The sequence below is a fragment of the Pseudarthrobacter sp. fls2-241-R2A-168 genome, assembly GCF_030209335.1.
In the GTDB taxonomy this organism is placed as follows: Bacteria; Actinomycetota; Actinomycetes; order Actinomycetales; family Micrococcaceae; genus Arthrobacter.
Genome location: NZ_JARVSG010000015.1, coordinates 59,182 through 78,353 on the forward strand (window position 1 = coordinate 59,182; position 19,172 = coordinate 78,353).

Genomic DNA, 19,172 nt, shown 5'->3' on the forward strand with positions numbered 1-19,172 from the left:
GGAGGCGGTCAGGCCCCCTGTTCCTGGGCCTTGCCGGCCAGCACGCGGTGCCGCCGGACAAACGGGAACTGCAGGCTCGCGCGGCGGGGCAGGGCGTAGATAAGCACAGCCACGGCCGTGAACACGATGGCTTTGTCCATGGGATCGGAGATCAGGGCCTGCTTGGTGATGGCCGCGAGGAGGCTGTCCCCCATGGAGCGGAAGGCGCTGACGATCGCACCCGTGGCCACACCGGAGGTGCCGCCGAAGACGAAGGCGGCCACCGGGGCCGATACCACGCCGCCGATGATGCCGGTAACGAATCCCGCCACGGGCGCCAGGTAGAAGCGGCGGAAGAGGCCGTAGCGGGCGGCAAGGCCGGCAAGGCAACCGATCAGGGCGGCCCCGGCAGCGAACGGCAGCACGGTGGGGTTTAAGAAGGACCAGACGATGCTGCTCAACGCCCCGGTTGCCGCACCGGCGGCGGGGCCGGCGAGGACTGCCACCAGGACGGTCCCGATCGCATCGAGGTAGAACGGCACCAGAGTGCTGCCCACGAACTGGCCCAGGACGATATTGAGCACCAGTGCCACGGGAATCAGCACCAGGGTGGACGTCGGCAAGGCAGGCAGGACAGCCACGATGAGCAGGATGGCGCCGGCCAGGAACCCTGACAGGGCGATCAGGGCGGAGGCGCTACCGGGTCCGCCGGTAATGTCTGCGGGCTGGTTGAGGACCAGGTAGATGTAGGTGCCGGCGATGGCCAGGGCGCCGAGGATTTCCAGGAGTCGGCGTTTGCGGGCGGCGGCCGGTGAGGTGGACGGCAACGTCAGGGAGTGCGATGACATGGAGTTCCTTCAGGGTGCGCACGGACGGCCCGGGAAGCCCGGGCCGGATGGAACGCTGCTTATGTCACCTCGCAGCAGCCGGCAGGCAGTCAGCGCCTGTCCGGTCCGCGGACAATTCTACCGCGGTGCTCCCTCAACCGCGCCGTCTCAGCACAGGCGCCGTGCCAGGCTTCCGACGACGGACACCAGCTCCCGGAAGGCAGCTTCCGGATGGTTTGTGGACACAACGCGGGCATTCGGCGGTACTCCCCAGAGGCCGCGGAAGTCCGCCACGGTGGTGCCCATCAGCATCGTTGAAACAGTCTCCACATCCACCGTGGCGGGACGGGATTCGAAGTCCAGGGTGCCCGCGGCGACACCTGCGGCGAAGTAGTCGTGGACGTGGGCGATATAGCCCTGGTCATAGTGGCGGTGGAATTCGAAGTAGAACCGCAGGGCATCGGACAAGTGCCGCACCAAGGTGTTGTCTGAGGTGCTGTGCAGGCCCTCCGTCTGTTCGGGCAGGACCAGTTCGGGAACTTCGGCGCCGGCAGCCTCCGCCAAGAGCCGGACATGCTCCGGGTGCAGTTCCATCCGTTCGGTGGTGTCCAGGGAGCAGACGATGGGGAGCTTTTCCAGCGGCCGGCCCTGGAAGGCGGCATAGACCTCCTTGGCCGCGTGCGGGTCCACGTGCGTGTTCCACTCCGCTGTGGGCGTGGTATTGCCCTGATAGTAGAAGCTTCCGCCCATGATGACCACCTTCGCCAGCAGCTCGGGCAGCCGCGGTTCCTTCCGCAGCGCCAGCGCGAAGTTGGTCAGCGGTGCCGTGATCAGGGCGGTGAGCTCCCCGGGCCGGGCGCGGGCGTGCTCCACCCAGAGGTCCACGGCGTTCCGCGCTGAGACAGCGCCTGCGGGTTCCGGAAGGACGGCGTATCCGATGCCTTGCGGGCCGTGGGTTTCCGGCGTCGTCAACAGGGGTATGGAAAGCGGCCCGCGGGCGCCGATGGCCACTTCCACCCCCGGGCGTCCGCACAGCTCCAGGAGTGCCAGGGTGTTGCGCGCCACCTGGTCCGCGTCGACGTTTCCGGGTGTGGCGGTGACGGACACGAACTCAGTGTCCGGCAGGGCGGCAAGGTAGGTGAGGGCAAGGGCATCGTCGATGCCCGTGTCCACGTCCAGCAGGAAGGCGGTCATGCCCGTGCCCTAGAAAAGCGCCACCTTGGGCGCGGCCGGGAAGATGCTGTCCAGCTCCGCGAGGTCCTCTTCGGAGGGGATCCAGTCCGCCGCTTCGGCGTTCTGCCGGACCTGTTCCGGACGGGTGGCCCCGGCGATGACGCTGGCAACGGACGGCTGGGCTGCCAGCCAGGAGAAGGCGACCTGGATTTCGCTCAGGCCCCGTTCTTTGGCGAAGCTGCTGAACCTGCCCAGCTGCTCCCAGTCGGCGTCGTGGACCATGTTCTTGCGGGTGTGGCTGAGCCGCGAGCCCTCCGGCGCATGGCCCGGGGCGTATTTGCCCGTCAGCAGGCCGTTGGCCAGTGGGAAGTAGGGCAGGACGCCCAGGCCGAACTCCCCGGCGGCCGGGGTGACTTCCAGCTCAGCCCGCCGGTCCAGGAGGTTGTAGTGGTTCTGGGTGGAGATGAAACGCGCACCTCCTAGTTCGCGGGCAACGTACTCCGCCTGCGCTATCTGCCATCCAGCCCTGTTGGAGTGGCCGATGTAGCGGACCTTGCCGCTGGTGACCAGGGTGTCCAGGGCGGACAGGGTTTCATCAATGGGGGTCAGCGGGTCCGGCGTGTGGAACTGGTACAGGTCGATCCATTCGGTGCCCAGCCGGCGGAGCGAGGCTTCCACGGCCTGGAGGATGTAGCGGCGGGAGCCGCGGGCACCGAAGTCCGGGCCGCTGGCGCCTTTCATGTCCATGCCAAACTTTGTGGCAACAACGACGTCGGCCCGCCGGGCGCCGAGCGCTTTGCCGAGCATCGTTTCGCTGAGCCCGGGTTCCCTGCCGTAGGTATCGGCGACGTCGAACAGGGTGATTCCGGCATCCACGGCCGCATTGACCACTGCGTCGGTGGCCTCCTGGGACTCGGTCAGGGTGTTGGGCCGGCCAAGGTTGTTGCAGCCCAGTCCAACCGTGGAAACGGTCAGGCCGGACTTTCCAACGCGGCGGTAGGTGGTCACGGAAACTCCTAAAGGCTGAAGGTGTTGGCGGACTTTGCTGAGTGCTTGAGCTTGAAGTTTTCTGGATCGCTGTGCGGGGCTGCGCCGATGCTGAGCTTGGTGAAGTCCAGGTCCTCGTTCCGCGCACAGACTTTGATGGCGTTGACGGCTTTGTTGACCTCGGGGCAGAGGCAGAAAATATTGAGCTTGAAGTCGGTGAATTCGGAGCGTTCCACCGTGCCGAGCCCCCGCCAGGCGAGGTGACTTATCAGGGCGTCCTTGGCCTTTTCCTCCAGGTAGCGGTCCCGATCGGTGCCTTCCCTGGTCTTGAGGGCGAACTGGGCCACTACCCAGTACTGCTCGTTTTCCGGGATTTCAGCGTAGCCGTCCTCGGCGCACTGGACCGCAAAAGCGTCCAGGAGTCCTTCGGCGGCCGCAGCATCCGGCACGTCGGTTTCCTCGGTTTTGCTCTGGTGGCCCACCACGCCGTAGTTCATGACGAACTGCTCGTAGTCCTCGTCGAACCAGGCTTCCCGGAAGTGGAGCGTTCCCTCGTCGTCGCGCTTATAGACCCTGACAATTCCGCTCATAACCGTCCCTTTGTAAACCATTCAACGTCGGTGCCGTCGAAGGGTGCCTGCTCCGCCTTCACGGCCTGGTAAAGCTGTCCGGCGGAGGCCTCGAGGGATTCCACCAGGGCTGCCGGGTAGTCCATGGCCACGCGGTGTTCGGCGAACTCGTCTTCGTCGTCGATGAACACGCCCCGGTCCGCTGTCCGCACCACGTCCAGGTCCATGTCGATGACATGGAATTCCGTGACGGTGGGACGGATGGGGTTCCATTCGTGCGCCACGGCCAGGTCGATGTAGATCCGCACACCGCCGGGATGGGCGTCGTCGTAGAACGTGGCCACCCAGTCGCCCTCGCGGGGTATCAGGAGGACCGCGTCTGACTTTGTGTAGAACGCGGCACCGGGCCGGGAACAGAATTCGTTGGTTCCCTGGAAGATCCACCAGCCGTGCCGGTCCTCGCCCAGGTAGCGTCCGGGTACCACCCAGTGCGCTTTGCCGTCCCATTTGCGGTTGCGCGCCACCACCAGGTGGCCCGGTTCAAGCCCTTGTGGTTCACGTGCGGGCCCGGGATGCCGTTCTCCTGCCGGCTCCCCCACAACGCCCGGATACTTCAGTAGGTCCTCTCCCCTCACAGGATCGGAAGGCTGCCGGTGGTGGGATGCTGCTGGCCCGGCAGGGGACGCGCAAAGGGAACCTTTGTTCCCAGGACCTGGGCTACGACGTCGTGCGTAATCTGTTGGGCCGTGAGGCCCACGCGTTCCAGGATCTGGTTGCGGGTGCCGTGGTCGAGGAACTCGACCGGCAGGCCCACCTCGTTCAGGGCCGTGTCCACACCGGCTGCGCGCATTTCCTGGCGGATGCGGGAGCCTACGCCACCGGCGCGGACGCCGTCCTCGATGCAGATCACCAGGCGGTGGTGCGATGCCAGCGCGATGATGGACCGCGGTACCGGAAGCACCCAGCGGGGGTCCACCACGGTGGTGCTGATGCCCTGTGCGCCCAGACGGTTGGAAACATCCAGCGCCAGCTCCGACATGGCGCCCACGGAGATGATCAGTACGTCGTTCTCGGTGGAGCCGGAGGGGCGCCGGGAGAGGACGTCCACGCCATCGCTGAGGCGTTCGAGCGCCTCCACTTCAGCGCCGACTGACCCCTTGGAGAAGCGGACCACCGTGGGGGCGTCGCTGATGGCTACGGCTTCACGGAGTTCCTCGCGCAGCCTGCTGGCATCGCGGGGTGCGGCCAGGTGCAGGCCGGGGACGATCTGGACCATGGACATGTCCCACATGCCGTGGTGGCTGGCACCGTCCGGGCCGGTGACGCCGGCGCGGTCCAGCACGATGGTGACCCCTGCCTTGTGCAGGGCTACGTCCATCAGGAGCTGGTCGAAGGCGCGGTTCAGGAAGGTGGCGTAGACGGCGACCACAGGGTGCAGCCCGCCGAAGGCCATGCCGGCCGCGGAGGTGAGGGCATGCTGTTCGGCAATGCCGACGTCGATAACCCGCTCGGGGTGCCGGGCGGCGAACTTGTGCAGGCCTACGGGGATGAGCATGGCGCCGGTAATACCCACAACGTCTTTGCGCTCATCGGCGATGGCGGCGATTTCGTCAGCGAAGACGGAGGTCCAGGATTTGGCGCCGGCGGTGCCGGTGGGCTCGCCGGTTTCGGGGTCGATGATGCCCACCGCGTGGAACTGGTCCGCCTCGTGGGCCCGGGCCGGTGCGTACCCGTGTCCCTTTTCGGTCATGGCATGGACAATGACCGGTCCGGCGTAGTTCCTGGCCGTGGACAGGGCGTGCTCCATGGCCTGGAGGTTGTGGCCGTCCACAGGACCGATGTATTTCATGCCGAGGTCCTCGAACATGCCCTGAGGGGCCCACCAGTCCTTGATGCCCTTCTTCATGGCATGCAGGCTTTTATAGGTGAACTGGCCTGCGGGTCCGCCGTTTTGCAGCTTCTTCTTCCACCAGTCCAGCGCGCGCTCGTAGGCGGGGGTGGCGCGGAAGGAATCGATGGTGGGGCGCAGGGAGGCGAGGTAGTCGGCGAAGCCGCCAACGGTGGGGGCGTAGGACCTGCCGTTGTCATTCACCACGATGACCACGCGGCGGCGCTTGTCCGCTGCGATGTTGTTGATGGCTTCCCAGGCCATGCCGCCGGTCAGGGCGCCATCCCCCACCACCGCGACGACGTGCCGGTGGCCTTCACCAGTCAGCTGGCGGGCGCGGGAAATGCCGTCTGCCCAGGACAGTGACGAGGAGGCGTGGGAGCTTTCCACGATGTCGTGGTCGGACTCGGCGCGCGAGGGGTAGCCGGAGAGGCCGCCTTCCTGGCGGAGGGTGCTGAAGTCCTGGCGCCCGGTCAGGAGTTTGTGGACGTAGGACTGGTGTCCTGTGTCAAAAACGATGCTGTCACGCGGTGAGTCGAAGATGCGGTGCACGGCCAGCGTGAGTTCCACTACGCCGAGGTTTGGTCCGAGGTGGCCGCCCGTTTGGGAGACGTTAGTGATCAGGAAACCCCTGATCTCCGAAGCCAGCTGGTTCAGCTGTTCTTCGGACAACTCGTTCAGGTCCTGCGGATTCCGGATGGTGTCCAAGATTCCCAATGACCCCTCCTTCGGGTGGTAGACGTGCCGCTTAACTCTAACGCCTCGGCTCAAATGCAAAGCTCACATGCAAAGCCGAAGCCCCGGCTGGTCGGTGACCGGCCGGGGCTTCGGGAGGTGCTGCCTGCTGGAAGAATCCGCTAGTTTGCGGAGATCTGGCGCAGGACGTACTGCAGGATGCCGCCGTTGCGGTAGTAGTCCGCTTCACCGGGGGTATCGATGCGCAGCACGGCGTCGAAGGACTTTGCGGATCCGTCTTCGGCGGTGGCGGTGACCTTCAGGGTCTTCGGCGTGGTGCCCTCGTTCAGGGCAGTGACGCCTTCAACGGAGAACGTTTCCGTGCCACTCAGGCCCAGGGTCGCAGCGGATTCGCCCGCCGGGAACTGCAGCGGCAGGACGCCCATGCCGATGAGGTTGGAGCGGTGGATACGCTCGTAGCTCTCGGCGATGACAGCCTTGACACCCAGCAGGGCGGTACCCTTGGCAGCCCAGTCACGGGATGAGCCGGAACCGTATTCCTTGCCGGCCAGGACCACCAGCGGGGTGCCGGCTGCCTGGTAGTTCTGCGCAGCGTCGTAGACGTAGGCCTGCGGACCGCCTTCCTGGGTGAAGTCGCGGGTGAAGCCACCTTCGACGCCGTCCAGGATCTGGTTCTTGATGCGGATGTTCGCGAACGTTCCGCGGATCATCACTTCGTGGTTGCCGCGGCGGGAACCGTAGGAGTTGAAGTCCTTGCGCTCCACGCCGTTGGCCAGGAGGTACTGTCCGGCGGGGGTGTCGGACTTGAAGGAACCGGCCGGGGAGATGTGGTCGGTGGTGACCGAGTCGCCCAGCTTCAGGAGCACGCGTGCACCCGCGATGTCCTTGACCGGCTCCGGCTGCGCCTTCATGCCCTCGAAGTACGGGGGCTTCCGGACGTAGGTGGAGTTCGGATCCCAGGCGAAGGTGTCACCGGCGGGGGTGTCGAGTGCCTTCCAGCGGTCGTCGCCGTCGAAGACGCCCTCGTAGCCCTTGGCGAACATTTCCTTGTCGATCGAGGAATCGATGACCTGCTGGACCTCAACCGGGTTGGGCCAGATGTCCTTCAGGAAGACATCGTTGCCGGCCTGGTCCTGGCCCAGGGCGTCGGTTTCGAAATCGAAGTCCATGGAACCGGCCAGGGCGTAGGCGATGACCAGCGGCGGGGAGGCCAGGTAGTTCATCTTGACGTCCGGGTTGATGCGGCCTTCGAAGTTGCGGTTGCCCGAGAGGACGGCCGCGACAGCGAGGTCGTTGGCCTGGATGGCCTCGGAGACTTCGGTTTCCAGCGGACCGGAGTTGCCGATGCAGGTGGCGCAGCCGTAGCCCACGATGTAGAAGCCAAGCTTCTCCAGGTAGGGGGTCAGGCCGGACTTCTCGTAGTAATCGGTGACCACCTTGGAGCCGGGTGCGACGGACGTCTTGACCCACGGCTTGGACGTGAGGCCCTTGTCCACGGCGTTGCGTGCCAGGACCGCGGCGGCCAGCATGACCGAGGGGTTGGACGTGTTGGTGCAGGAGGTGATGGAGGCGATGGTGACTGCACCGTGGTCCAGTTCGAATTCGCGTCCGTCAGCCATCTTCACGGGCACCGGCTTGGTGATGCGGCCCGCTCCCCCGTGCCCTGCCGAGTACTTCGGGGGCTCGCGGTCAGTGTCGGAGACGTGGGTTGCGCCGCTGGTGAAAGAGGGCGAGTCAGAGGCCGGGAAGGTCTCCTCGAGCGATTCGTCCAGGGTACCGGCGTCGGCATCGTGCGAGACGTAGTTCTTGAGGTCGTGGCGGAACTCGTCCTTGGCCTCGGTGAGTTCGATGCGGTCCTGCGGGCGCTTGGGGCCGGCGATGGACGGAACAACCGTGGACAGGTCCAGTTCCAGGTACTCGGAGAACTTGATGTCGCGGGTTGCATCGTGCCAGAGGCCCTGTTCCTTGGCGTAGGACTCAACGAGGGCCACGTTCTGTTCCGAGCGGCCGGTGAGGCGCAGGTAGTCCAGGGTGACGTCGTCGATCGGGAACATGGCTGCCGTGGAACCGAATTCCGGGCTCATGTTGCCGATCGTGGCGCGGTTGGCCAGCGGCACAGCCGCCACGCCTTCGCCGTAGAACTCCACGAACTTGCCCACGACGCCGTGCTTGCGCAGCATTTCGGTGATGGTCAGCACCACGTCGGTTGCCGTGGCGCCGGCAGGGATGCTGCCGCTGAGCTTGAAGCCCACAACACGCGGAATCAGCATGGAAACGGGCTGGCCGAGCATGGCCGCCTCGGCTTCGATGCCGCCGACGCCCCAGCCGAGCACGCCCAGGCCGTTGACCATGGTGGTGTGCGAGTCGGTACCGACGCAGGTGTCGGGGTAGGCACGCACCACGCCGTCAACTTCGCGGGTCATCACGGTGCGGGCCAGGTACTCGATGTTGACCTGGTGCACGATGCCGGTTCCCGGGGGGACAACCTTGAAGTCGTCAAACGCCGTCTGGCCCCAGCGCAGGAACTGGTAACGCTCCCCGTTGCGCTGGTATTCGATCTCCATGTTGCGCTCCAGTGCGCCGGAGTTGCCGAAGGCATCGATCTGGACCGAGTGGTCAATGACCATTTCGGCCGGTGCCAGCGGGTTCACCCGCTTGGGGTCGCCGCCCAGTTCCTTGACCGCTTCGCGCATCGTCGCCAGGTCAACCACGCAGGGAACGCCGGTGAAGTCCTGCATGATCACGCGGGCCGGCGTGAACTGGATTTCTGTATCTGGCTGGGCATTGGGATCCCAGCCTGCCAGGGCGCGGACGTGATCGGCAGTGATGTTCGCGCCGTCCTCGGTCCTCAACAGGTTTTCAAGCAATACTTTGAGGCTGAACGGAAGGTTTTCTGCACCTTCAACGGAGTTCAACCGGAAAATTTCATACTCGGTTCCGGCTACATTAAGTTTGCCTTTTGAACCGAAGCTGTCCACAGTGCTCATCGCAGGACTCCTCTCGCAACAGTTTCATCTTTGTCGCGCGGTTGACCGCCTGCTAGTTAGGAGGCCCTAATTATGTTCAAGGCCCGAAAATTGCACACGGCCGGCCGTGATTACGGAGCGCGACGTGGGACTACTACCGCCATAGTAGTCGAAATACGTTAGGGCATCAGGGAACCGGAGTGAGCAAAGCCACCGTCTCGAGGTGGTGGGTGTGGGGGTAGAGGTCGAAGGCCCGCAGGGCCGAGAGCTCCCAGCCGGACTGCCGGAAGTACCCCACGTCACGGGCGAACGACGCCGGGTCGCAGGACACATAGGCAATGGCGCGCGGGTGCGAGGCAACAAGCTGCCCCACCACGGCTTTCCCGGCGCCTGCCCGGGGCGGGTCAAGGACCAGGGCATCGAAATCCCGCGGTTTCTGGCGCAGGACACGCTCCACCCGGCCCTGGATGATCTCCACGTGCGGCGCTGCGTGCAGGTTCTTTCGTGCATCCCGGCTGGTGCCCGGGGCGCCTTCAACGGACAGGACGGAACCGGTTTCACCCACTGCATCGGCAAGGACCGCCGTGAAAAGGCCCGCTCCGGCGTACAGGTCCGCCACGACGGCGCCGGGATGCAGGAAGCCGCCGCCCTGAAGGAATTCTGTGACAGCCCCCACAAGTGTCCCGGGCGCGTCGCGGTGGATCTGCCAGAACCCGGCGCCGGTCACCCGGTAGTCGTGGCCGGCCGCTGATTCCTGCACCCACTGCCGTCCGCGCACCCGCTCAACGGCCTCTGTCAGGGGATCAAAAGCAGCCACGGATACGTCGTCGGGCAGTTGGGCGGCGATGGCGTTGAGCCGTTTCGGCTTGGTGCCCTCCGCCGGGGCCAGCAGTACCAGCGGGCGCGAGCCGTTGGCAGGCGCAGCCACCTCCACCCGGTCCACGCCCTGCAGGTCGATGTCCCACAGGCGCAGGTCATTAATGGCATCGATGGCCAGCGGCATCTCACGCACGGGGATGATGTCGCCGGACCGGTGGGCGTGCATGCCCAGTTTGCCGCCGGGGGTGACCGAGAAGCTCGCCCTGGTCCGCCACCCGAGGCCGCTGCCGCCGTCGGACGCGTCCCCCACTGCCTCCACGGACGTTCCTGCCCAGCTGTCCGGCAACTGCTCGACGCCGGCGAGCCGCTTGAGCTGTTCGGTGAGCACATCTGCCTTGAGGCTGCGCTGGCGGGCCAGTGCGATGTGGCCGAACTCGGCTCCGCCAACCGGCGGGTGGCCGTGCCCCCAGGCGCGGCGTGAATCCGCCGGGTGCCAGAAATGGTCCATCCGGTCCGGCGAGGCTTCAAGGACGTCCACCACGTCAGCCCGCCAGAACTTGGCCTCTTCGTCGGCGTCGGTGAGCCTGGCCCGCACCTTCTCGCCGGGGATGGCGTGGCGGACAAATATGACGCGGCCCTCGTGCCGGGCCACGCAGTGGCCGCCGTGGGCAACGGGCCCGACGTCGAGCACTACTTCGGTGCCGGTTTCTCCGGTGGGTGCCGGCTGGGTTTGTGTCTTTGCTGTCATTGCACGTCCTGCAGGTTCTTCGCTTCTTCGGATGATTTGAGTTGCCACGGAACGCTGGCCACCATCACGCCGGGTTCAAAATGCAGCCGGGTCTTGATGCGCAGGGCGGTCTGGTTATGGACCAGTTGCTCCCACCACTTACCCACCACGTACTCGGGGATGTACACCACCACGAGGTCCCGGGGTGAATCCCGCCGCATCTGCTTGACGTACTCCATGATGGGCGTGACGGTCTCCCGGTAGGGGCTGGCCAGCACCGTCAGCGGCACCGGAATGTCCAGCTTCTCCCAGTCAGCCACCGTGTGCGCCGTTTCCTCGGGATCGATGTCCACGGTGATGGCGTCCAGCCTTGATGGCCGGGAAGCGCGTGCGTAAGCCAGGGCCCGGAGGACGGGCTTGCGGACATGGGACACCAGCAGGACGGCATGGACGCGGGTGGGCAGGGCACGCGGTGAGGAATCCGCGTCCACTGCCAGTTCCCTGGCCACATTGTCATAGTGCGCCCGGATGCTCCACATGATCAGGAAGAGGACGAACATGGCGAGCAGCGCGATCCAGGCGCCCTGTTCGAACTTGGTAATGAGCACAATCACCAGCACCAGGGCGGTCATGCCGAAGCCCACGGTGTTGATGGCCCGGGACTTCGCCATCCGGCGCCGCACAGCCTTGTCCTTGGCCAGTTTCAGTTCCCTGCCCCAGTGCCGGATCATGCCCAGCTGGCTGGCGGTGAAGGAGATAAAGACGCCCACGATGTAGAGCTGGATAAGTTTTGTGACATCGGCGTTGAACGCGATGATCAGCACCAGGGCGCCGGCGGCGAGGGCCAGGACGCCGTTGCTGAAGGCGAGCCGGTCACCCCTGGTGCGGAGCTGGCGCGGAAGGTAACCGTCCTGGGCGAGGATGGAGCCCAGGACAGGGAAGCCGTTGAAGGCGGTGTTGGAGGCGAAAACCAGGATGACGCCGGTGGCGGCCACCACGATGTAGAAAGGGATGGACCCGGGGCCAAAGATGGTCTGTGCGATCTGGCTGATGGCCGGGTTCTGGATGTAGTCCTCGGGCAGCGGGTTTCCGTTGAGCAGGAACTCCTTGGCCGGGTCCAGCACAATGTGGACCTTGGTGGCGTTGGCCAGGTAGATGATGCCCGCCAGCATGGCTGCGCCGATAACGCCCAGCAGCAGAAGCGTGGTGGCGGCGTTTTTGCTCTTGGGGACTTTGAAGTTGGGGACGCCGTTGCTGATGGCCTCCACTCCGGTGAGTGCCGCGGCCCCGGAAGAGAAGGCGCGCAGCAGGAGGAAGGCGCCCGCCAGGCCCACCAGGCCTTCGTCGAAGCCCGCCGCGGGGACAATGGTGAAGGCGGCGGACGGTGCTTCGCCCAGTTGCCCGGTGGCGGCCTGGAAAATGCCTACAGCGGTCATGCCGAAGATGGATGCCATAAAGATGTAGGTGGGAACCGCGAACACGCTGCCGGCTTCCTTGATGCCGCGCAGGTTGACCAGGGCGAGGATGACGACGCCGATCGTGGCAATCACGGCCTGCCGGCCGTGCAGGGACGGGATCGCCGTCGTCAGGTACGCGGCCGCCGAGGACATGGACACCGCGACGGTCAGCACGTAATCCACCAGCAGGGCGGACGCGACCGTGAGGCCGGCGAACTTGCCCAGGTTCTCGTTGGCGATCTCGTAGTCGCCGCCGCCGGAAGGGTACGCGTGGACATTCTGCCGGTATGAGGCCACCACCGTCAGCAGCACCACCATCACGGCCAGACCAACCCACGGCGAGAACGCCACGGCGCTGACGCCGGCCAGGGCCAGGGTCAGCAGGATTTCGTCCGGCGCGTAGGCCACCGAGGACAGCGCGTCCGACGCGAAAATCGGAAGTGCGATCTTTTTCGGAAGCAGGGTGTGGGCCATCCGGTCGTTCCGGAACGGCCGTCCCACCAGCACGCGCTTGACCGCGTTGAATATTGTCAGCACCCCACAAAGCTAGTCTGATTCCCGGGCTGTGTCATGACGGCCGGTGAACAGCGGCATTCCGGGCCCTGACGGTAGAGTTCTAGCGGCAGGACGAACCGGAAAGAAACAAGAGGAGATACTGGTGGCGCATTTCGTGATCATGGGATGTGGCCGGGTGGGGGCCACGCTGGCGCACACCCTTGAAGACGCCGGGCATTCCGTGGCCATCATCGACCAGGACGACCGCGCTTTCCGCAGGCTCCGCCAGGGCTTCACGGGCCGCAAGGTCACCGGAGTGGGGTTCGACCGGGACACCCTCAAGCAGGCCGGCGTCGCTGAAGCGTACGCCTTCGCCGCAGTCTCCAGCGGTGACAATTCCAACATCCTTGCCACCCGCGTGGCCAGGGAAACCTTCCATGTCCCCCATGTTGTCGCCAGGATCTACGATCCCGGCCGGGCCGAAATCTACCAGCGCCTGGGAATCCCCACAGTGGCGGCGGTCCGCTGGAGCGCGGACCAGGTGCTGCGGCGCATCCTTCCCGAACAGCACCTGGCGGGCGATTTCCGGGAGCCTTCGGGACGCCTGGTGCTGGCCGAGCTGGACCTCGACGCCGGCTGGATCGGCCACCGGATCAGCAGCATCGAAAAGGCAGCCGCCATCCGGATCGCGTACCTCACCCGTTTCGGCGAAGGATTGCTTCCCGACGCCGGTACTGCCTACCAGGACGGCGATACCGTCCACGCCATGCTGCAGGTTGACCGCAGCGCCCAGGTCGCCCAGATCCTCGCGAAAGCACCCGCCAAGGAGTACCAGTGAAAGTTGTGATTGTGGGTGCCGGCAGTGTCGGGTCGTCCATCGCCCGGGAACTCCTGGCGCACAAGCACGAAATCCTGCTGATCGACCTCAAGCCTGAGGTCATTGGGCGCAGCGGGCTCCGCGGCGCCCACTGGCTGGTGGGCGACGCCTGCGAGCTGAGTACGCTGCAGGGCGCCAAGGTGGAGGACGCTGACGTGGTGGTGTCGGCCACCGGTGATGACAAAGTCAACCTGGTGGTGTCCCTGCTGGCGAAAACCGAATTCGGCGTTGGCCGCACTGTGGGCCGGGTGAACAATCCCAAGAACGACTGGATGTTCAACGATTCATGGGGCGTGGACGTTGCCGTTAACACTCCCCAGCTGATGACGGCGCTGGTGGAGGAAGCTGTGGAGATTGGCGACCTCGTCCGGCTGCTGACGCTCCAGACCGGTGTGTCCTCACTGGTGGAGTTCACCGTTCCGCACGATTCCCACGTTATCGGCAGTACGGTGGGCGACATCCAGTGGCCCGAGGACTCCACCCTGGTGGCCATCCTCCGGGACCACGCACCGATTACGCCGAGCCGCGACGACGTTATTGACGGTGGCGACGAACTGTTCTTTGTCACCACCATTGCGGCGGAGGACGAGCTGCGCGCCCTGCTCTCCCCCGATTCCTCGGAACCGCCGCGGCCGCGGGTTGACGCCGGCACGGGCCACGCAGAGCAGCAGAGCCCGGAGGACGACGGGTTCGACGGCTAGTTCTGTTCGACGGCTAGTCGCGGGCTGTTGCGTCCGTTGGGGCTGCGCCGTCCTCTGCGCCCGTGCTTGCCGGTGCCGGCCGGGTGATGAGCCAGGCCACCCAGATGCCCAGGATGTACAGCGGAGCGCCCATAATGAGCCTGGTGGTGGCGAGGGCGGCCAGCCCCTCGGGTCCCAGGAGATAGAGCGGTACCTGGACCACAAGCCGGAGCGTCAGGACGGCAACGATGATCCAGGTGCCGAGCCGGTAAGCCTTGAGCCGCGCGGGTTCCTTGCGCCAGTCCAGGCCCTCGTTGCGGATGAACCCGAACAACAGCCCGGCCACGGGCCACTTGACCAGGATCGAAATCACCATGGCCACGATGTAGGCCGCGTTGGTGAAAAAGCCCGGCAGGTAGAAGTCCTCAGCCTTGCCGGTAGTGTTCGCCAGCCAGGCGGAAATGCCCACGCCCACCACACCCGCCAATGCCTGCGTCAGGGGGCGCCGCTGCACCAGCCGGACCACGGTAAACGCCGCGGCAGCGGCCAAGGCGGCCACGAGTGAAACAGTGAGGTCCCGGCTGATGGTGTACGCCACGAGGAACACCAGGCCCGGCAGGATACTTTCGGCAATACCCTGGACTCCGCCGGCGCTGCGCAGTACGTCCACCCGTCCGTCATGCGTGCGGTGCAGCCCCGCCTTCGCGGCGTATTCGGCAGCAAGTCCTGCCATCGGCGACGGCGTCTCTCCCTCGCCAGGGATCCGCCCCTCTTCCGGTTTTGCCTGGCCGGCCTGCTGGCCGTCGGGTCTAGGTCCAGGTCCGGTGGAAGGGTCTGGATTGGGCACGGTCATTCATTCTCCTGGCGGGACAGTATTTCGTAGCGTGGGTTGAACATCGTGGGCAGGCCCTGCACCGCCGAGAGCATTCCTTCCAGCCGCACCTCGGTGCCGGCGTCGATACCGGGTACGCGCCGCCGTCCCAGCCATACCACGCGCAGCCTGGCGGGCTGTCCTGCAGCGGCGCCGGCGGTGCGGTGGCGGGCATCGGTGTCGGAGACCATGGCGCTGAACTCCGCGGTCCGGTCGGTTGGAACGTAGGTGACCGATTCGATCCACCCGCGGCACACAACGCGTCCCTTGACCGGCAACTGGCTGAGGGGAACATCTCCGCTGTCGCCAAGCGGGGCTCCACCTGATGCGATATCAGCCAATCTGGGTGATTTCAGGACCACGTTCAGGTTCCTGCAGTGATGGTTCCGGACGTGCTGCCGCGCCTGGCGGCGGCGTCGGGGTAGCGTCCTTGGGCAGGCGCAGCTGCAGCAGATCGCGCGGCGGCATCGGGTTGTCTCCCCGGATCACCACTACCTGCCGGAACAGTGCTTCGAGGGGTTCCGCGGCGGGCCGTTCCAGTGCTGCGGCACCGCCCAGGACGCCGCGCAGGAACCAGCGGGGGCCGTCCACGCCAATGAAGCGGGCCACCCGGTAGCCCTGGCTCCCGTCCGGCAGGCCTGCGGGCAGTTTCGCCACGAGCTCGGTGCCGAAGGGACCGTCGATCTCCTCCACCTGGCCGCCCTGGACACCGACGGACTGGCCGATTTGTTCCCGGATCTCGTCCCAGAGGCCCTCGCTCTTGGGGGCAGCGAACGCCTGGAGCTGGAGGCTGGAACCGTTCAGGTCCATGGTGACCGCGACGACGCGCTGCGTCGCTTCTTCCACCTCGAGCCGGAGCTGGAGCCCTTCACTGGGGGTGATCAGGAGCGCGCCCAGGTCAACGTAACCGTCACGGCTGCTGATTTCTGAATCATCGAACGGGCCGTCCGCACGGTGTCCGGAACTGTCCCTCGCCTCCTGCGAGGTCTCCGCGGCAGGCAACAGTTCATCCGGTTCGGCTGCTTGTTCCTTCTTGGCTTTCCTGCCGAGCCCAAAGACCATTTGGGTGTCTCCTTAGTTGGTTGCCGGGCTGGCCCGTGGGGGTCCCGCCGTGGTGCTTTACGGCCGTCCGGCAGGAAACATTCCTGACCTGGGAACGGCTGGGGGGAAGAAAAAGGTTCAGGCGCCTGGCACGTTGAAGCCGCCCGTGGAACCGAATCCTCCCGAGCCACGCACGGACCCGCTCAATTCGTCGACAGCGACGAACTGCGCGTACTCAACACGCTGAATGACCATCTGGGCAATTCTATCGCCGCGGCGCAGCTCGATGCTCTGCGTCGCATCGGTGTTCAGCAGGGTGACGGAGATTTCACCGCGGTAGCCCGCATCCACCGTTCCCGGAGCGTTCACGATGGTGAGGCCGTGTTTGGTGGCCAGGCCCGAGCGGGGGTGGATCAGCGCAACGAAGCCGTCAGGGAGGGCGATGGCCACGCCCGTGGGGACAAGTCTCCGCTCCCCCGGCTTCAGGACAACATCCTCGCGTGCACGGAGGTCCGCACCGGCGTCGCCCGGGTGGGCATAGGACGGCGCCTCAAGCTCCGGGTCGAGCATCTTCAGCTGGACCTGCAGGGTGGGAACGCCGAGGGCGGCCGGAACCGCGGACCCGGCTGCGGCGGCTTCGTCAGGGAACGTGTCTACTGTGGCGGGATGATCAGTCACAGTCACTCACTCTAACCCGCGCCCCCAAATCAGTCCTAGGTCCACCGGCCGGGAGCGCGGTACCGGCGGGGGTTTCGCTCCTCACGGGGTACCGGTGCTCGAAGGGTTGCCTGCAAGGGAAACAGCCGGGTTGAGCCAAGGTGAAATAGCCGGGCAAAAATGGAAAGCTTGGCTTATGCCCGAATCAACCTCCCCTGCGCCCGTGCCCGAGATACCTTCCCCAGGGGCGCCGGTGATCTATCGGGAGAAGCTGTGGCCCAACGTGTGGATCTGGATCATCTCGGCCGGTGTCGCGGGGGCCGGCATCCTGGTGTTCGCGCCCATCAGCATAACGGCGGGATACACGGCCGCAGCGGTGCTCTTCGCAATCATCGCCATCCTCCTGGTCCTGTCCACCCCGGCCATTGTGGTGACTGACGATTCGCTGACCGTGGGCCGGGCCAGGATTGAACGGCGTTTTGTGGGTGCAGTGGAGGCGTTCCGGAAAGAGGAGGCCACGGCAGAACGCGGAACCCGGCTCAACGGATTGGCCTACCTGTGCATCCGGGGCTGGATTGACCCCGTGGTCAAGATCCAGATCGCGGATCCGTCGGACCAGACCCCGTATTGGCTGACCTCCTCGCGGCATCCGGACAAACTCACGGCGGCCTTGGCACGCAGGTGACCCGCACTGCCTGCCCTGGCGCATAAGTGACGCCGACTGCAGGTGCCAGTCCCGTCGTCGTACTGCCTGCGCTTGCTGCCCAACACATTCCAAGGCTGCAGCCGTCGTGTTGGAGTCCGTATGGAAGACCAGTGGCTTTGCCAGTTGCAGCTCCCCGGCACAGCGGGGAGCCGGAATATTGCGGCGCGCCCTGCCCCTTGACCCAAAACCGGTTCACCGGGTGGCAGAGTTTCGGTTGATAGTAATGCCAGGGTGGAGGATTTGTATGCAGGATCTACGGCTTGTAGGCGTACACGACGACGGGACGCATCTCCTGTTGAGCGGGGCCGGCGGCGAGATGTTCCAGCTGCCGATCGATGAAGCGCTGAGGACCGCAAGCAGGCCTGCTCCCAGGCCTGCTGCCGAGCGGCCCGCCATTCCCCTGTCCCCGAGGGACATCCAGGCCCGTATCCGGGCCGGCGCCACGGCTGCGGAGGTGGCCGAGCTGTCCGGCCTCCCGCTTGCAAAAGTGGAACGCTACGAGGGACCCGTACTGGCGGAACGCGAGTACGTGGCCCAGCAGGCCCGCAAGGTGGAAGTGGCTTCCCCTTCGCCCGGCCACGACATCTACCGGTCCGCGTTCGGCGACAATCCGGCCACCTTGGATGACATGGTCGCCCACAGGCTTTCTGCCCACGGCATCGACCCCTCCTCCGTGGAGTGGGATTCCTGGCGGCGCCAGGATGGCACGTGGACAGTATCGGCCAGTTTCGAGGCAAACACCGGTGGAAAAGCCGGGATCGGTGAAGAACCGCCAGCACTTTGGACATTCAGTCCTACCCGGAAGTCGCTGCACAATGCCAACCGTTGGGCCCAGCAGCTCAGCGAGCTCGAGCCCCTGGACGGGCCCGTTCCGGCCCGAAGGCTCTCCGCCGTCACCGACCGCCCCTTCGACTTTGAAACCGACGCCGATTCCACCCGCCCGTCGCCGGGCGCCGAGGGCCAACCCGACGGCAAGGAATCGGATGGACTTTTGGACATGCTGCGGTCCCGCCGCGGCCAGCGGCTGGGTGTGGACGAGGATTCGGACGACGCCCTGGCGCTGCTGCTGACCCATGGTGTCCCCGCTGCCCATCCCAGGCCGTCGGAGGTCATCCCCGAGGCTGAGGAGCATGCCGACGAGTCGCCGGAGGAAAACCCCGAAACTCCAGCCGCCCAGGCCAACTCCTTCACCCGGCGACGGGATGCCAGGCCTTCCATGTTGTCGCGGCTCAGCCTCATACCTCCGCACCGGGAGGCGATGGAAGATGCCCTCAAACTGCACGACGGCGTAAGCACCCAAACCCGCGAGATCACCATTGTGGCCTCCCCCCAGCGGCCCTCGGGCGGCACTCAGGGGCAGGTTTCCGGGGACGAAGGCAGCAGTAAGGCTGGCGGGAGCGCCGCTGCCTCTTCTGAAAGCGTCAATCCCTCCAGTGGCGCTGGCCTGAACGAGTTACTGGGCAACAACCCGCGGCGTCCGGCTCCCCGGCCCGACGACAGCTCCCCCGTTACCGGCCAGCTCCCGGAAACCGGCGCACCCGAGCGCCAGCCGGGCAGGCCAAAGCGTTCGAGCGTTCCGTCCTGGGACGAGATTGTGTTCGGCACGCGCAGCGAGTAGGCGCTCAGAGGCCGGGCACCCAGCGTAGGCGCCGGGGTCATTTGTGTAGCTTGCGTCATAGCGACGAAGGAGCAGCAAGCGGCAATAGGGTCCGGCGCCGAAGCGCAGCAGCGCCATGTGGCGTCGCCGCGGAGAGTCA

17 protein-coding genes are annotated in these 19,172 nt (G+C 65.8%); 4 read left to right on the forward strand and 13 right to left on the reverse strand.

Annotation, left to right across the window (positions count from 1 at the left end; all coding sequences use genetic code 11):
• Positions 1 to 8: 8 nt before the first annotated feature.
• The 9 genes from QRN11_RS10450 to QRN11_RS10490 form a co-directional block, all read right to left on the reverse strand.
• Positions 9 to 827, reverse strand: coding sequence for an ECF transporter S component (locus tag QRN11_RS10450; RefSeq protein ID WP_285250909.1), 819 nt, complete (start codon positions 825 to 827; stop codon positions 9 to 11).
• A gap of 147 nt (positions 828 to 974) precedes the next feature.
• Positions 975 to 2,000, reverse strand: a complete 1,026-nt coding sequence (locus QRN11_RS10455; RefSeq protein ID WP_285250910.1) for a nucleoside hydrolase — start codon at positions 1,998 to 2,000, stop codon at positions 975 to 977.
• A 9-nt stretch (positions 2,001 to 2,009) separates the two neighbouring features.
• Positions 2,010 to 2,987, reverse strand: coding sequence for an aldo/keto reductase (locus QRN11_RS10460; protein WP_285250911.1), 978 nt, complete (start codon positions 2,985 to 2,987; stop codon positions 2,010 to 2,012).
• A gap of 8 nt (positions 2,988 to 2,995) precedes the next feature.
• A complete protein-coding gene (locus QRN11_RS10465) occupies positions 2,996 to 3,556 on the reverse strand; it encodes a hypothetical protein (RefSeq protein WP_285250912.1) in 561 nt (186 codons plus the stop codon).
• The gene (locus tag QRN11_RS10470) at positions 3,553 to 4,170 is read right to left on the reverse strand and encodes a DUF402 domain-containing protein (protein ID WP_091420089.1); all 618 of its coding nucleotides are present in this window, start codon (positions 4,168 to 4,170) and stop codon (positions 3,553 to 3,555) included. Before QRN11_RS10470 ends, QRN11_RS10465 begins: the two co-directional genes overlap by 4 nt.
• Positions 4,167 to 6,140: a 1-deoxy-D-xylulose-5-phosphate synthase gene (gene dxs / locus QRN11_RS10475; RefSeq protein WP_285250913.1), complete on the reverse strand. Its 1,974-nt coding sequence runs from the start codon at positions 6,138 to 6,140 to the stop codon at positions 4,167 to 4,169. Before dxs ends, QRN11_RS10470 begins: the two co-directional genes overlap by 4 nt.
• Positions 6,141 to 6,280: 140 nt before the next feature.
• Positions 6,281 to 9,106, reverse strand: coding sequence for an aconitate hydratase (locus tag QRN11_RS10480; RefSeq protein ID WP_285250914.1), 2,826 nt, complete (start codon positions 9,104 to 9,106; stop codon positions 6,281 to 6,283).
• A 166-nt stretch (positions 9,107 to 9,272) separates the two neighbouring features.
• Complete coding sequence (locus QRN11_RS10485; RefSeq protein ID WP_285250915.1) at positions 9,273 to 10,652, reverse strand: class I SAM-dependent RNA methyltransferase; 1,380 nt, start codon at positions 10,650 to 10,652, stop codon at positions 9,273 to 9,275.
• Positions 10,649 to 12,625, reverse strand: coding sequence for an APC family permease (locus QRN11_RS10490; protein ID WP_285250916.1), 1,977 nt, complete (start codon positions 12,623 to 12,625; stop codon positions 10,649 to 10,651). Before QRN11_RS10490 ends, QRN11_RS10485 begins: the two co-directional genes overlap by 4 nt.
• 121 nt (positions 12,626 to 12,746) lie before the next feature.
• Between QRN11_RS10490 and QRN11_RS10495 the strand changes: the two genes are divergently transcribed.
• Together QRN11_RS10495 and QRN11_RS10500 are read left to right on the forward strand one after the other, a co-directional pair.
• The gene (locus QRN11_RS10495) at positions 12,747 to 13,421 is read left to right on the forward strand and encodes a potassium channel family protein (protein WP_142058125.1); all 675 of its coding nucleotides are present in this window, start codon (positions 12,747 to 12,749) and stop codon (positions 13,419 to 13,421) included.
• Positions 13,418 to 14,161, forward strand: a complete 744-nt coding sequence (locus QRN11_RS10500) for a potassium channel family protein (RefSeq protein WP_091420080.1) — start codon at positions 13,418 to 13,420, stop codon at positions 14,159 to 14,161. Before QRN11_RS10495 ends, QRN11_RS10500 begins: the two co-directional genes overlap by 4 nt.
• A 13-nt stretch (positions 14,162 to 14,174) precedes the next feature.
• On the opposite strand, the gene QRN11_RS10505 is transcribed toward QRN11_RS10500, so the two are convergent.
• From QRN11_RS10505 to dut, 4 genes are all read right to left on the reverse strand, one after another.
• Entirely contained in the window at positions 14,175 to 14,993 is an 819-nt protein-coding gene (locus tag QRN11_RS10505; protein ID WP_285250917.1) for a DUF3159 domain-containing protein, read from the reverse strand.
• Entirely contained in the window at positions 14,990 to 15,352 is a 363-nt protein-coding gene (locus QRN11_RS10510; RefSeq protein WP_091420077.1) for a hypothetical protein, read from the reverse strand. The genes QRN11_RS10505 and QRN11_RS10510 overlap by 4 nt, the downstream gene beginning before the upstream one ends.
• Positions 15,345 to 16,073 carry a DUF3710 domain-containing protein gene (locus tag QRN11_RS10515; protein WP_285250918.1) on the reverse strand — a complete coding sequence of 243 codons (729 nt, stop codon included), beginning with the start codon at positions 16,071 to 16,073 and terminating at the stop codon, positions 15,345 to 15,347. The genes QRN11_RS10510 and QRN11_RS10515 overlap by 8 nt, the downstream gene beginning before the upstream one ends.
• A gap of 117 nt (positions 16,074 to 16,190) precedes the next feature.
• Positions 16,191 to 16,730 carry a dUTP diphosphatase gene (gene dut, locus QRN11_RS10520; RefSeq protein WP_285250919.1) on the reverse strand — a complete coding sequence of 180 codons (540 nt, stop codon included), beginning with the start codon at positions 16,728 to 16,730 and terminating at the stop codon, positions 16,191 to 16,193.
• 175 nt (positions 16,731 to 16,905) lie between these two features.
• On the opposite strand from dut, the gene QRN11_RS10525 reads away from it, so the two are divergent.
• Positions 16,906 to 17,394: a DUF3093 domain-containing protein gene (locus QRN11_RS10525; RefSeq protein ID WP_285250920.1), complete on the forward strand. Its 489-nt coding sequence runs from the start codon at positions 16,906 to 16,908 to the stop codon at positions 17,392 to 17,394.
• A gap of 265 nt (positions 17,395 to 17,659) precedes the next feature.
• Complete coding sequence (gene sepH, locus QRN11_RS10530) at positions 17,660 to 19,033, forward strand: septation protein SepH (RefSeq protein ID WP_285250921.1); 1,374 nt, start codon at positions 17,660 to 17,662, stop codon at positions 19,031 to 19,033.
• The last annotated feature ends 139 nt before the right edge of the window (positions 19,034 to 19,172 follow it).